At 31.3% G+C, this 15,883-nt stretch carries 5 protein-coding genes; 3 read left to right on the forward strand and 2 right to left on the reverse strand.

The window, feature by feature from the left end:
- Nucleotides 1–139: 139 nt before the first annotated feature.
- Together Q0505_RS06860 and Q0505_RS06865 are read right to left on the reverse strand one after the other, a co-directional pair.
- Nucleotides 140–9,466, reverse strand: coding sequence for a non-ribosomal peptide synthetase (locus Q0505_RS06860; protein ID WP_299210513.1), 9,327 nt, complete (start codon nucleotides 9,464–9,466; stop codon nucleotides 140–142).
- Nucleotides 9,466–9,993, reverse strand: a complete 528-nt coding sequence (locus Q0505_RS06865; RefSeq protein WP_299210515.1) for a UpxY family transcription antiterminator — start codon at nucleotides 9,991–9,993, stop codon at nucleotides 9,466–9,468. Before Q0505_RS06865 ends, Q0505_RS06860 begins: the two co-directional genes overlap by 1 nt.
- Nucleotides 9,994–10,978: 985 nt before the next feature.
- On the opposite strand from Q0505_RS06865, the gene Q0505_RS06870 reads away from it, so the two are divergent.
- From Q0505_RS06870 to Q0505_RS06880, 3 genes are all read left to right on the forward strand, one after another.
- Nucleotides 10,979–12,742 carry a helix-turn-helix domain-containing protein gene (locus Q0505_RS06870; protein ID WP_299210517.1) on the forward strand — a complete coding sequence of 588 codons (1,764 nt, stop codon included), beginning with the start codon at nucleotides 10,979–10,981 and terminating at the stop codon, nucleotides 12,740–12,742.
- 626 nt (nucleotides 12,743–13,368) lie between these two features.
- Entirely contained in the window at nucleotides 13,369–13,608 is a 240-nt protein-coding gene (locus tag Q0505_RS06875; RefSeq protein WP_299210519.1) for a hypothetical protein, read from the forward strand.
- A 79-nt stretch (nucleotides 13,609–13,687) separates the two neighbouring features.
- Complete coding sequence (locus Q0505_RS06880; protein WP_299210521.1) at nucleotides 13,688–15,847, forward strand: prolyl oligopeptidase family serine peptidase; 2,160 nt, start codon at nucleotides 13,688–13,690, stop codon at nucleotides 15,845–15,847.
- The last annotated feature ends 36 nt before the right edge of the window (nucleotides 15,848–15,883 follow it).

A 15,883-nucleotide genomic window follows, 5' to 3' on the forward strand; every position in this document is an offset into this window, starting at 1 on the left:
AGTTTTTAAAGTTAATTTGAAATGTATATGGTTTTCAAGATCAAAGCATTACTAGTGCGAAATAAAATCACAATAGACACTAATTGAAAATCTATGAAATGGATGTAAATAGTAATGTTATACAGAGAATCTGCGCACGTTAAATAGTGAGTTCATCTACACTATCTACTTTTAATTGATTTTGAAAAACAATGAATTGTAATTTCTTAGAAACCCCTATAATCTCTTGAGTCTCATATAAATCTTGAATAGAAAATCTAGTATCATACGCCTTATTTATTCTATTTACTAAAACAGTGGCTTTTAAACTATTTCCTCCTAATTCAAAAAAGTTATCGGTAATACCAATACCTTCTATTCCTAATACTTCTTCCCAGATGATAACCAGTTCTTTTTCTAGGTCATTACTAGGTACTACATAGGTGCGTTGTATCACATCTTCTGGACTTACAAGCGGTAATCCTTTCTTATCTATCTTACCATTTGGAGTTAAAGGCATTTCATCTAGAAATACATAATAACTCGGTAACATATACTCTGGTAATTCCTTACTTAAAGATATACGTAATTGTTGTTTATCTATAGTTTCAGAACTAACCAAGTAGCTAACTATTGTATTATTCCCTTGGATCGTACTAACTACAACGACCGCCTGGTCAATAGATGTTTGTCGCTGTAAAACATATTCAACTTCACCTAATTCTATACGGTGTCCTCTAATTTTTACTTGACTGTCTTTTCTACCTAGATATACGATAGTACCGTCGGCTAATCTCTTTCCTAAATCTCCAGTCTTATATAATTTTCCGCTTTCGCGAAAGCGGTTTTCTACAAAACTTTCTGCTGTTAATGAGTGTTTGTTTAGATATCCACTTGACAATCCGTCGCCAGAAATACATATTTCTCCAATCACTCCTATAGGTTGTAATGACAATGTTTCTGATACAATATAAAATTGAGTATTGTCTATCGCTTTACCAATAGGGACAGCACCAGTGTAAAATCCTGCAACTCGATAATAACTACTATAAGTAGTGTCTTCAGATGGACCATATAAATTTCTTACAGCAATTCCTGAACCTTCAAAATAATTAGCAGTAGCTATTGGAAAAGCTTCGCCTGCAAGATTAATTCCTACGACATTTTTAAAAGATACCTCCTTCTCTATAAGTGTTTGTATGACTGAAGGAACTGTATTAATCAATACATTTTTATCAGTATCTATATAGTCTCCAATAGACAGCCCATTGGGTAATAAACGAATTTGCTTTCCAACACTCAGTGGATAGAAAAATTCATAGACTGATAAATCAAAACAATGAGAAGTCACTGCATATAATATATCAAAATTCGTATCACTAAATTCTCTCATAGACCAATGCAACATAGAAGATGCATTCTTATGAGTAATCATCACTCCCTTTGGCTTACCAGTAGATCCTGAAGTATAAATAATATATGCCAAATGATCTGAGTTAAAAGGCACTTTTGGAAGTGTGTTTGAAATCGTATCAGCCTTTTTAAAAGTAGTTAAAACTGTCGCATCTATCGTTACTTTACAATTACTATCATTCTCGATGTAAGAAATACGCTGTGCAGGATACTTTGTATCTAAAGGAACATAAGCACATCCCGCTTTTAAAACAGCTAGTAATGAAATAAGTAACCATTCATTACGATCTAACTTCACGCCTACAAGGTCTTCTACCCCTAAATCATAGTGTACTAAAAGATAATGAGCCAACTCATTTGAAACCTTATCAATTTCTCTATATGTATATGTTTGATCTTCAAAAACAAGTGCCGTAGCGTTTGGAGTCTTTGAAGCTTGTGCTACAAACAGATCTACCATCGTAGTATCTGGATACGCAACCGTTGTATCATTAAAATCGTATAATAGTTGAGATTCCTCAGATGATCCTAAATAATTAAGACTCGCTACACGTTGATTTGGTGTTTGAATTCCTTCTAACAAAAAGTTATTAAAATGATAACATAAACGTTCTACAAAATCTACTTCATAAATATCTGTGTTGTATTCTATTTGTAGTGATAGTTGTCCGCTTTTCTCTGAAAAGATAAAACTTAAATCAAATTGACTCACTTTTCTTTTATAGCCTGTATAAGGTCGGATGCTTAATTCCTCTACATCTAAATGCGTAGCATCAAATATATCTTGTTGATTTTGGAATACGACCAATACATCAAATAACGCAGATCTACTCGTATCTCTTCCTAATCCTAATTTTTCTACCAACTGGTCTAAAGGATATCCCTGATGTGAATAAGCATTTAATAAGTTCTCTTTTTGTATCGTTAACAACTCTTCAAAAGTCACTTCTTTTTCAAAAGTGGTTCTAATAGCTAGTGTATTTAAGTACAGGCCTACTTGATTTTCTAAATCACTATGCTCTCTCCCTGCCATTGGAGTACCTACAATAATATCGGTAGTGTTGGTATATCTAGATAGAATCCCATTAACACCTGCCATCAAGACCATAAATAGACTAGCGCTTTGTTTTTCTGAAAATACTCTCAAGTTGGCACTTACATCTTTTGAGAAATCATACGTTAATGAATCTCCTACATACGTCTTTATTTTAGGTCTCATTTTATTGGTAGGAAGGTCCAACACGGGTAGATCTCCGCTAAAGGTATTTAACCAATACTCCTCTGATATTTTAAATGAAGAAGCTTGAGCATCACTTCGCATCCAAGAAGCATAATCTTTATACTGTACCGTAAGTTCTGGTAAGTATATCTCTTTTGCTCGCACTAAATGGTCGTAAATAGTAATAAACTCTTTACTTAATATTTCCATAGACCAGCCATCACTAATAATATGATGCATATTAAAAAGTAATACATGCCTATCATCTGATAATCTTACAAGAGTGACACGCACTAAAGGTGCTTCTCCTAAATCAAATTGATATTTATAACTATTGGCAACTCTTTTTTCTAAAGCCGCTTCCTGATCTTTAACCTCACTATAATCATAACAATCAATATCAAATTCAATAGCCAGAGCATCTACGATATATTGACGTACTTCTCCTTCCTCATTTCGTTTAAAAAATGTTCTTAATACTTCATGTCTAGCAATAACTGTATAAAATGCTTCTTTTAAGTGCTCTACATCGAGAGTTCCTTCCAACTCAAATGAACCTGGAATGTTGTAAGCTTTATTGCCTCCTTCAAACTGACTTAAAATCCATAAACGATGTTGTGAAGATGTCAATACATAATCTTTCTGAACAGGCGCTTTTGGAATGGTACCATACGTGCGATTTCCTAATTTAGGAATCATAGACGCTATTGTAGGATTAAGAAACATATCTTTTATGGTGATATCATATCCTAATCTACTTTTTATCTTATTAACAACTAGTGTCATTTTAAGGCTATGTCCTCCAAGCTCAAAGAAATTATCTGTAAGTCCTATATTCTCTATACCTAATACTTCTTGCCATATAGTCACTAGCTGTCTTTCTATTGTAGTTGTAGGTGCTACATACTCATTTTTAATTCTATCTTTAGACTGTATAGATGGCAATGCCTTCTTGTCTGTTTTACCATTAGAAGTTAAAGGGATTGCTGCTAACTCTACATAGTAATTAGGCAACATATAATCGGGTAATTGATCACTTAGTTTGATACGTAATTCTTGTTTGTCTATTGGGTTATTACCCACAATATAAGCGACAATAGCCTGATCACCTTCTACTTCTTTAACAACGACAACGCATTGATTAATGATTTCTTGAGAAGATAGAGCGTTCTCTATTTCTCCTAATTCTATACGATATCCTCTTACTTTAACCTGATCATCCTTACGACCTAAAAATTCTATTGTCCCGTCTGACAACCATCTGGCAACATCTCCTGTTTTATAAAGCCTTGCTCCCTCTATAAAAGGGTGTGTAACAAATTTTTCTTTGGTTAATTCTTCTTGGTGTAAATAGCCTCTAGATAGCCCATCCCCAGAGATACATAGCTCTCCATAAACCCCTATAGGTTGTAATGATAAATCATCAGATAGGATATACACCTCCGTATTTGTTACAGGTGTTCCTATTGATATAATATCATTCTCTAAATGACTTTCATCAACTTTACACATAGTAGAACTAATCGTAGTCTCAGTAGGACCGTATTCATTATAAAAATCTGCAACAGCATATAGCTTTTGAGCTAGATTCTTTGTACAAGCTTCTCCACCTGCAATAATTCTACGTAAATCTTTACAACCGCTAAGGTCATCCAAATGTTCTAAATAACTTGGCGTTGCATGAATGTGTGTGATAGCATATTCTTGTAATACTTTCGTAAAATCTACCGGATCTAGTATACGATCTTTAGACACCGCAACTAGCGTGGCTCCGTGTAAAAATGCTAAAAATATTTGCTCCATAGAAGCATCAAAAGATGGGTTTGAAAATTGTAATACACGTTCTGAACTACTAAAATCAAAAGCTTTCCCTTGACCCACAATATAATTAACTAAACTCTTATGCTCAATCATCACGCCTTTAGGATTTCCTGTTGATCCTGATGTATAAATAATATATGCAAGGTTAGTGGTCTCTAAAGAAACCATTGGCAATTGTGTATTATAACGATCTTTTTTTGCAACAAAATCTGATATGAATCTAGCGTCTATTGTAACCTTGCTATTACTATCATTTTCTATATATTCAATACGCTGTTGTGGATAACTAGGATCTACTGGAACATACGCTCCTCCTGTTTTTAAAATCGCTAATAGCGAAATATATAACCACTCACTACGCTCTAATTTTACAGTGACTAAATCTTCTATTTCAATATCAAAATTAGTCAATAAGTAATTAGCCAATTGACTTGAAACAGCATCTAGTTCTCTATACGTAAATTTATCACCATCAAACTCTAACGCAATAGCATCTGGTGTATTTTCAACTTGTGCTACAAACAGATCAACAACTGTTTTTTCTGATGGGTACACAGCTCTTGTCGCATTAAAATCCTCTAACAGCATTTCTTTTTCTGCTTCTGCAATATAATTTATGGCTGTTAAAGATTGTGTTGGATTTATGATAAGACTTTCTAAGATATTTAGATACGCCATCAAAATACGCTCCATGGTCGTATGCATAAATATATCTGCATTATAATCCCACTCTATAGAAATTCTTCTATCCTGTTGATTTCCTACTGTATAATCTATCTGCTCATAAATGGTATTTATGACAACACTTATGTCAAATTGCGAAGCTTTATTATGCCCTTTTATAATTTCAATCTCGGCATCAAGCAAAGACATACTTTGTATAGGGACGTTTATAAAGCTAAACATATATTGAAAAAGTGGATGCACATGTAATCCTCTTTCTGGATTGATTCTCTCTACTACTTTTCCAAAAGGAGTATCTTCTTGCGCATACGCATCTAGACATGTTTCTTTCACTTCCTGAAGTACATCTATAAGGGTACTATCAGGAGCAAATGTTGTTCTCAAAGCAATGGTATTTACAATCATTCCAAGTACTTCCTGAAACTCTTTATAGCCTCTATTGGCTACTGCGGTACCAACACAGATATCTGTCTGATTACTAAATTTGTGCAATGCAATTTTAAACGCTGTAATCATTGTGATAAACAATGAAACATTTTGTTTTTCTGAAAATTTTCTCAACTTTTCAGAAAATTCTAATGAAAATACATGAAAGATAGACCCTCCATTTTTACTAGCTGTTTCTGGTCTATTATAGTCTAGGGGTAATAATTTCTCATTAGAGAAACCTTCAAATTTTTCTTCCCAGAAATCTAATTTCTCTCTGAGTACGCTTTCGCGAAAGCTTTCTTTTTCCCAGTAGGCGTAGTCTTTAAAAGTTACCTTAGGTTTTTTAACCTCAAATGCTGGGTTTCTTTTTAATTCATTATAAATATCTACAAAATCTCTAAATAAAATACCTTGTGTCCACCCATCTAAGATCAAGTGGTGTTCACAGAATAAAAGCACATTTTCTTCTGCTGAAAACTTAAGTAATTCAACTCTAAAAAGAGGTCCTTCTTCTATTTCAAAAGAGACACTTTCTAAGGCATCAAGGCGATCAGTAATCATTTTTTCCTTTGCATCTTCTTTTATTTCTCTACAGTTTGTAACAGGAATCTGATACGCATAAGGAGATAATATTTTCTGATAAGGCACGCCTTCATTATTAACGAAAACGGTTCTTAAAATCTCGTGCTTTTCTATAAGTTTAGAAAACGTTTTTTCTAATATTTGTACATCAACACATCCTGTTAATCGAATAGCTCTTGATACATGATACGAAGTGTCTTCTGTATCCAACTGATTCAGAAACCACAACCTATCTTGAGCATACGATAATGGATAAAATTCCTGAGTAGGCGCTATAATATTTTGAATCTCTTTTTTATCAAGCGTAGGAACAAGTTCGCCAAGCTCTTTGATTGTAGGAGATTTATAGAAATCTTTTAATGATAACTCAACTCCTTTCTGATCTCTTAAATTACTAATAAACTGATTTGCGAGTAATGAATGTCCTCCTAATTCAAAGAAACTTACCGTAACATCTACCTCATCTAACTTTAATAACTCTTGCCAGATAGCTGCAATCTCTTTTTCTTCTTTTGTAGAAGGAAGTTCAACAACTTGATTTGTATTTACAGTGACTGCTTCTGGTAAACTTTTAATATCTATTTTACCATTTGGTAATAAAGGAATTGCGTCTATGATTACAAAATGGGTTGGAATCATAAACTCTGGCAGATATTCTTTTAGATCTACGACCAATGCATTTATGTTTACAAAAGATCCATTTGCTACGAGATAGGCAATTAAAATAGGCATTTCTTTTACCTCTTTAATACACACATAACTATCTATAACATATACATTTGCTTGTTGTATCGCTTGTTCAATCTCACCTATTTCTATTCGATATCCTTTATAACTTAACTGATTATCTTTTCTTCCGTAGAAAATGAGGTTATTATCAATATCCCATTTTCCAAGATCACCTGTCTTATAAATGCGTTTTCCATCTATATTTAAAAATGCCTGATCTGTAAGTTCTTTCTTATTCAAATAAGAAACAGCAAGTCCGATACCTGAAAGTCCGATCTCCCCGATCGCTCCTTTAGGTAATATTTTTGTGCCATCCAGAAGATACACCCCTCTATTTGTAATAGGTTTCCCTATAGGCAGTGAAACATCTGTTTTTGTTACTTTATGATAGGTTGCACAAACAGTACTCTCTGTAGGTCCGTATGTATTATATACATGATACATATCTATAAGTTGATCTACCTGATGAGGTTTTAGTACGTCACCTCCACTAATAAGTGTTTTAAAGTGTAGATCATATTTTGTATGATTATCATTAAGATATTGTAATACAAAAGGATTTGTACTTAATAGAGTAACCTTATAATACTCACATTCTTGAAGTAAGTTATTAAAGTCTTTCGTATCATTTGCGATAACTAGATTTCCACCTACCGATAGGATAGGGAAAATTTCTTCAATAGAAGTATCAAAAGAAGTAGACGCTTGTTGTAAAACAACATCTTGCTGGCTAAGAGTAAAATAATCTCTAAATGTCAATATATAGTCATATAAAGATGTGTGATTAATCACAACCCCTTTAGGTTTTCCTGTTGAACCAGAAGTATATATAATATAGGCGTTATCGCTAGGCTCTAGCTGGACAGGAGTATAATTCTCTAAAGATGTATACGCATCTAAAATGGTATCTATATTACATTCTATTGCTTCTGCTATTGTTTGAGAAGCTGAATCTGTTAAGATAAAGTCTAATTGAGCATCTTCTATAAGATATTGCTTTCTTTCTTGTGGATATGTATCATCAATTGGCACATACATAGCACCTGTTTTTAATGCCGCAAGAATCCCAACAATACTTTTTTCTGATCTTGAAAGCATCACACCTACTTTATCTCCTCTTTTAACACCCTTAACTTGTAAGTATGAAGCTACCGTATTTGCATACTTTTCGAGTTTCTCATAAGTTAGCGAAGTAGATTGATAAGTGACTGCTGTTTTAGAAGGATACTTAGATAGTGCAAGATTCCAAAGATCTAAAAAGGTTTCTTCAGGTCGTTGTATATGGACTCCATTTGAAATGGCATATACTTCTTTTAATTGCGCTTTACTAGCGATTTGAATTTCAGCGATCGTCGTGTCCTTAATATCTTTTAAATGTGTTAGCACATTTTTAAAAGAAGTAATGATTTGATCTGCATCAGATCTAGAAACGTATTTTTCATTAATATCAAATCTAAAACTAATCTTTCTATTCATATCTTCAAAAACATGTATAGAGATAGGATCTTCTTCACTATCGTTAGATAAAGGGTAAATCTCAGTTAAGTTTCCTGAAAACTCAGCTTCATATTGCATACGCTCGTATGATAGGCGTACATCATATAGTTTTGATGCTTCTTGAGATAGGTTTCTTAGTATATCTGCTTGCTGAAAACGCTGATGTCTATAGCACATAAAAAGTGTACTCTTTATTTCTTTTATAAAATCAATAACAGATGTTGTTGATTCTAATGAAAGTTTTAAAGGGAGTAAACTTAAAAAAGGACCGAACGTACGTTTTTCGGCTGCATTTTTTCTATTCAAAATAGGCATTCCAAGATTTACTTCATCTGTATTATAGTATTTTGATAGTATTATTGAAAAACATCCTAATAACAAATGAAAGATGCCTAGGCGTTCGGTTTTTGCAAATTCCCAAAAAGCTTCATTTTCATTTTCAGATAAAGCAAGTTCAATATTACAGTGACTTGTAGTCTTATTGGTACCTGTATAAATTAAGGATGGTAATTCTGCATAGCGGTCTAACCAAAAATCTCTATCATTAGAAAACTCATCAGAATTTCTATATGCCTCCTCAGAAGTTATAAAAGCCTCATACGAATAAGTATTCTTTTCTATACAAGCATCATCATAAGCTAAGTCAGTATTGAGTTGTTCATATATTCTTTTCACTTTAGTATATAATAACTGAAAAGAAAAACCATCAGATATGATATGGTGCAGTTTTGAATACCATATATAAGATGTAGGTGTTATTTTTATAAGCCACATCTTATATAATTGTTCGTCATTTTTAAGATCAAAAGGAATTACAAAATCTTCTTCTATAGCTTTTATAGCTTTTGATTTATCAGATTCTTCTAGATAGGTTAAAGCTAGATTAGGATCTATATCCTGAATGGTATATACTGGGAATCCACTCTTTTCTTCAAAACAAAAAGAAAAGATATCGTTCTCCTTTGCTAAAATATCAATGGCAAGTCGAAAGCGATCTATATTAATACTCCCTTTTATAAATGCGTAACCCCCAATATTATATTTTGGAGACTCGCTTTCAAGCATCTGATCTAGCCAGATATACTTCTGTACGTTTGTGACATTATTTTTCATCAGACTGCTTTTGATAATTTAGACAAATAGTGAGAAGGTAATGTTGCCGTAATATTTTGATTGATAGAATCCATACGAACAACAATCTTATTGTTATTATTTATATTTAGAATTTCACATTCTAATCCAGTAAAGGCGCCGCATTGAATCATTGCTATTTCACCTTTTTCTAATAATTCTGTATCATTCTTTATATCTTCTATACCGTCAGAACCTAATAGAAATTTAATTTTTTGAATTTCGCTGTCTCTTATAGTGGCATATACAGAGCCACATTTTATAAAAGTACAGGCACCATTGATTGAAGATGCTTTGTAAAAATCTTTTGCATTTTCAATCATAACAAATAGATATGATGGAAAAAGTGGTAACTCTATTACTTTCTTACGATCGCTCCAAGTACGTACTGTCTTTACTAAAGGTAAAAACGGTTGTAATCCAACCTCTCTTAGCAAATTATCTACTTTGTGCTCATGGCGTGACTTAACATAAAGAACATGCCAACCTGTTTTTAGAAGTTTTCCCATAACTATTGTTTTTAATTATACAATCACTATGTATTAGCAATTATATGTTTGACGTTTAAATAATAGAGTAGATAAAGAATCTTAAAAAAAAACATAGCTTCGCTTCCTTGACTCACATCACGTTCATTCTTAAAAGGAAATTATGTTGTAAAAGAAACTGATCTTTATTGTATCCTATAGTTTGATACAGAAACTCTCTTTATACATATATTGAGAGTTGATTTCTGATTACATATTAATAATCATTCAATCCAGGTTCAAAATTTCAACTGTTTATAATAAGTGTGCAACAATTTGCTTTACTTATTATTATGGTACAAACATATACCAAAACGAAGCCTCAAAAAAGTGAACACTGTCCGTTTTCAGGAAAGTCCACCCGTATTTCACGGAAAACAGACGCTCTAATTAAATTTTAAATATTTTAAAATCAACTACTTAAGTGAAAATAAATAAATATCACTATAAAACACTCCTTCTAAAGCTATGTAGATAGAAAAGACCATAAATCCAGTTATATTTACCTTGATTTCATTCTAGAAAGCAATAATGATACAGAAGAATTTTAATCGTAAACAGACGTTTGTTGCAAAATAAAGCAGATAATAGCAATATTCAGAAATAAAATACTTGTATATTATTAAGAAGTTAACGTAACTTGTAAACTTAATATGGGTTTAATGGGTAACAAAATTGAATTATACTAACCTTATTATATAGAGATGCTTTATAAATTTAATTAGAAAACAAAATGATCTATAGTATATCTTTGGAAAAGTGTACTATCTAATTAGTATTTTAAGGCTTACAAAACAATAAAGTGTATACTCTACGCAATTATGCAAATAACGATAATTCAAAAAAATGACTAAAAAAGTACTATCATATAATTAGAGACAATCTTTATCCTTCCCCCTCTTGTAAATTCTAGGGTTAAAAACTTAAGAACTCGCATTTAAAAAATATCTTTCTAGATATGCATAAGATGATAAAAGACAAATTCATTATAACCTTCTTTCTAACTATATTAGGTTATAATCTCACATACGCTCAAGTATCTGATAAAAGAGAAATACAGAAACTCACAGAAAAGAGTTACAAAGATCTATCTGAGACTTTTTTAACACTCGAATCTAAAAATGATACCCTAACTATTAAATTGTATGCTGAAGCTTTTTTACTAAAAGCCAAAAAAGAAAATAATATCATAAAGAAAGCTGATGCATATTATATGCTTGCTGATATGTTTACTAGGACTTCTAAGAACGAACAAGCTCTAGTGTATGCAGATTCTATTATCACAATCACAAAAGATAAAAATGATTATAATTATCCTGCAAAAGCACATTTATTAAAAGCCAAAATTCTAGGGTCTCAGAGTAATTTTCAGGACTCCATGAATGAATTAGCAGAAGCAAATAATTATGCTAATACTAATGAAAATGAAGATCAACAATACCAAATAAAATACTTCATTGCTATTTTAAAAAATAATTTAGGACAAAATGAAGAAAGTTTAAAACTTTTCAAGAGTGTTGTCGAATATTATGAAAAAAAATATCTGGAAAACAAAGAGCATGAAAATGAATATATAAGATCATTATACGCGTATGGAAGTGTTTTAAATACTTTAGAAAAGTATGACTCAGTACAAAAAATAAATGATAAAGCTATTCATTTAAGTTTAAAAACTAAAGATAGTAGTTATTATAACAGATTACTTCTTTCTTCTGCAGCTGTACATTACAATAAAAAAGAATATAAATCCAGTCTTGATAGTATTAGAAAATTACAAAAACTTAGCTCAAGTAAAAAAAGTGATGATGCAACTAATAATACTATTAATTTTTTCTTAGGAAGAACATTTTATAAACAGAAAAAAGTAGACTCTTCATTACATTATCTCCTAAAAGTTGACTCGTTTGCATTTAAAAATAATTTCTTTTTCCCTTCAATAAGAGAAAATTATGAATTATTAATTCAACATTATAAAAAAGAAGAAAACATAGAGAAGCAATTATTCTATATAGACAGGTTGCTTCTGGTTGATAGTATTTTGGATAATGATGTAAAATATTTATCTAGCCATATAAATGAGGAATACTCAAAACCTAATCTAATTTTAGAAAAACAACAGATTATAGAATCGCTAGAAAAAAATAACATTACCAAAATAGTGGTCTTAGTCATTTTATCTGTCTTTGTTCTTTTACTAATGATTATAATCATTAGAAATAAGAAAAAACAAAAGATTTATCAAAAGCGTTTTCAGGAATTATTAGAAAATAAAAAATCTAGCGAAACAACGACTACTAAAGAAAAAGAAACTCAATCTATTATTGAGAATGAACCCAAAGACATTGGTATTTCAGAAATTATAGTAAATGATATCTTAAAGAATCTAGAAAAATTTGAAGAAAATAATGATTTTCTTCAAGCTAGTATCTCTGTAGCTAGTTTATCAAAACGATTTAAAACAAATTCAAAATATTTGTCTAAAGTCATTAACGTTCATAAAGATAAAAGTTTTAGTAATTATATAAATGAGTTACGTATAAACTATGTGATTGAAGAGCTGAAAGTCAATTCTACATTTAGAAGATATACTATAAGAGCTATCGCAAATGAAATAGGCTTTAATACTACAGAAGCTTTTTCTAAGTCTTTTTACAAAACAACAGGGATATACCCTTCTTTCTTCATGAAGCAACTAGAAAAGCAGGAGATTTCAAAAAAACATAAAATTTAATTTCAATAGATAATTCCTTTGATTTTGATAATAAATATTATTCTTTTTTAATACATCTTTCAAGTTATTAAGAGTAAATAATCCTTGAAGTAAATTCACAACAAAGCATTCATCAAAACATTTTTTTTCAATTTCTGAAATTAATTTAGAGATATTAAGCCTTGAATAATTATAAAAAAGAGTAATCCAACTAGCTTGTTTTAAGCTGATGCTTTATGATTCTTTAATGTAAGGTTTTATAATAAAAGTAGTTATAAATAATAATGAATAGCCAAGTATTAACTTTAAATAGATTTATTAGATCAATAGATCAATAATCTTATATTTATGAGGTTGTATGTTTAGAGAATTCAACTAACTTCTTAGGAATAAATTAATAAATAACAGTTTAAAAAGCCTACAAAAATTAAATCTATATCCTAAATATAGAATCCTCACACACTCTTTTCTTTAAAAACAGCATGAATTTCTCATTTTAGCTTTTAAAAATATTTTAAATGCTAGTTTAAAAATAAATTTATAAATACTTTATTATCAATTACTTAAATGTCTGTTTTCCTGAAAACAGACATCTTTATTCCTGAAAACGTGCAGGCTCCTCTCAAAAGACACCTATTTTTCGAAGCATGACTAGTAGTTTAGCAGTGTCATTAATCGTAAAAATTATAACCATGAAAACAATTAGTAAAAAAAACACATTAAGTCTTGAGAAATTTCAAATTGCTAAGCTGAATAACCTACATAATATTATAGGAGGGATAGCTAACCATAATAATGCACAGGGAACTCAGGAAGAAGACACTTCAGATACTACAACTATTTGGACAACAACTATGACACAAATTGAACCTCCAATAAGTGGATAATTGTTACAATAGAAAGTTTTAAACTGTCATTAATTTAAGGGAGAACATATCATATATTCTCCCTTTTAAAAAACATTTCATGAAGAATATCCACCTACTTATAATGATTCTAAATATTGTAGTGTCGATATCTATCAATGCTCAAAATAGCATTGTATTAACTCCTGAAATTGTAATTGATCAATATCACAATCAAAAAATTGAAGACCCATACAGATACGTAGAAGATTTATCGAATCCCAAAGTAAAAAATTGGATAGATACTCAGAGTAAAACAGCTCAATCTTTCTTAAATAAAATTAAAAAAAGACAGTTTCTCATTGACACGCAAATAAAGCTCGATCAACAAAGTGAGTTTATTATTTCCAAACTGAAGGTCACAAACAATGAGTACTACTTTTACTTAAAAAGACTTCCTACCGAAAATGTAGCAAAACTATATTATAGAACTTCTTTTGAAGGTGAAGAAATTTTATTATACAATCCTATTTCATTTAATACATCAGAAAACAAGGACTTTGTCATTAATTATTTCCAACCAGATTGGGCAAATTCAAAAATTGCCATTAGTCTTACAGAAAAGGGAAAAGAAATTTCTCAAATAATCATTCTAGATATACAAACAAATCAAGTTTTTTCAGAAGTTTTAGAAAATACCTGGCCATCAGATGTGGGAGGGCTTCAATGGCTACCTGATAATTCAGGTTTTATTTATTTACATTTCCCAAATACAACTAACAACTCTCTAGACATTCTTTTAAATGCAACCTCTGTTTTACATAAAGTCGGAGAGCACCAAAAAAAGGATACAAAGGTATTCTCAAAAGAGTTTTGTGAAAATCTGGATATTAAAGAAGAAGATTTTCCTACTACAAAGATAGAAAGTCAATCTAATAAATATTTAATAGGTACAGCTTCTGGGGCTAGCGCATACGATGATACCTACTATTTGCCTATACAGGAAATAGGTACTCCTAATTGGAAACCATTATTTTCAAAACAAGAATTAATCAAAGAGTATACAATCATAGGAGATTCTATCATATTCAAAACATCGTATAATGCTCCCAATTTTAAAATAGGAATCACATCTATAAAAAAACCAAATTTCAATACTGCTAGAATTCTAGTGCCAGAAAGTAAAGACCACGTAATTACAGATTTTGCCGTAACATCAGAAGGATTGTATTATGTAACTAGCAAAAACAGTGTTCAAGCAAAACTTTTCAAACACACGAATTCACTAGATCAGGAAATTGTACTTCCGAAAATGTATGGAAGTATCGAACTTTCATCTCATGGATATTTATATCCAAAGCTTTGGATTACTGGAAAGGGATGGACTACCGACAGTGAACGTTACGAGTACATAAATAATGAGCTTACCTCAAAAAATTTACATAACACAAAGATTTCAAATATATTAGAAAACATCGTTACTGAAGAAATAGAAGTTACAGCACATGATGGCAAAAAAATACCCTTATCTATCTTCTATCATAAAGACATGGTCAAAAATGGGAAAAACCAAGTGCTCATGGATGGCTATGGAGCCTATGGAGTCTCTATGAAACCCACCCTCAAAACCCATAGAATTTTATGGCTTCTAGAAGGAGGTGTCTACGCAATTGCCCATGTACGTGGTGGTGGAGAGAAAGGAAATAAATGGTATAAAGGAGGTTACAAGATATCGAAACCTAATACTTGGAAGGATTTTATCTCCTGCGCAGAACATCTCATCGCTTATCAATATACATCCCCAAAAAACCTAGCCATTTTTAGTGGTAGCGCAGGCGGAATATTAATAGGTCGTTCCATCACAGAACGTCCTGACTTATTTGCGGCGGCTATTGTCCAATTTGGATCTTTAAATATGCTACGATCAGAAATGCATACTAACGGCGCCAATAATACAAAAGAATTTGGCTCCATAAAAAACCCCGAAGAGTTCAAAGCACTATTGGAAATGGATGCATATTACCATATTCAAAAAAATAAGAAATACCCAGCAGTTTTACTCACCGCTGGATTAAATGATCCTAGAGTACCAGCTTGGTTCTCTGCAAAGTTCATAGCAAAAATACAAGCTTATGATACGTCTAATAATCCAAAATTATTATTGGTAGATTCAGATTCTGGACATGGAATAGACGATACCAAAACAAAGATTTTTAATGAATACGCAAATATCATTGCTTTTGCTTTTAAACAAACAGGACATCCTGAATATCAGTTTTAAAATAGGTTGAGTACGCTTTCGCGAAAGCGTACTTAT

The organism is uncultured Dokdonia sp. (assembly GCF_937910895.1).
Taxonomy (GTDB): Bacteria; Bacteroidota; Bacteroidia; order Flavobacteriales; family Flavobacteriaceae; genus Dokdonia.

Bases quoted from the DNA above. Each gene is read 5' to 3' on its own strand.
- Q0505_RS06860 (WP_299210513.1), bottom strand. From the start codon at position 9,466: ATGAAAAATAATGTCACAAACGTACAGAAGTATATCTGGCTAGATCAG.
- Q0505_RS06865 (WP_299210515.1), bottom strand. From the start codon at position 9,993: ATGGGAAAACTTCTAAAAACAGGTTGGCATGTTCTTTATGTTAAGTCA.
- Q0505_RS06870 (WP_299210517.1), top strand. From the start codon at position 10,979: ATGATAAAAGACAAATTCATTATAACCTTCTTTCTAACTATATTAGGT.
- Q0505_RS06875 (WP_299210519.1), top strand. From the start codon at position 13,369: ATGACTAGTAGTTTAGCAGTGTCATTAATCGTAAAAATTATAACCATG.
- Q0505_RS06880 (WP_299210521.1), top strand. From the start codon at position 13,688: ATGAAGAATATCCACCTACTTATAATGATTCTAAATATTGTAGTGTCG.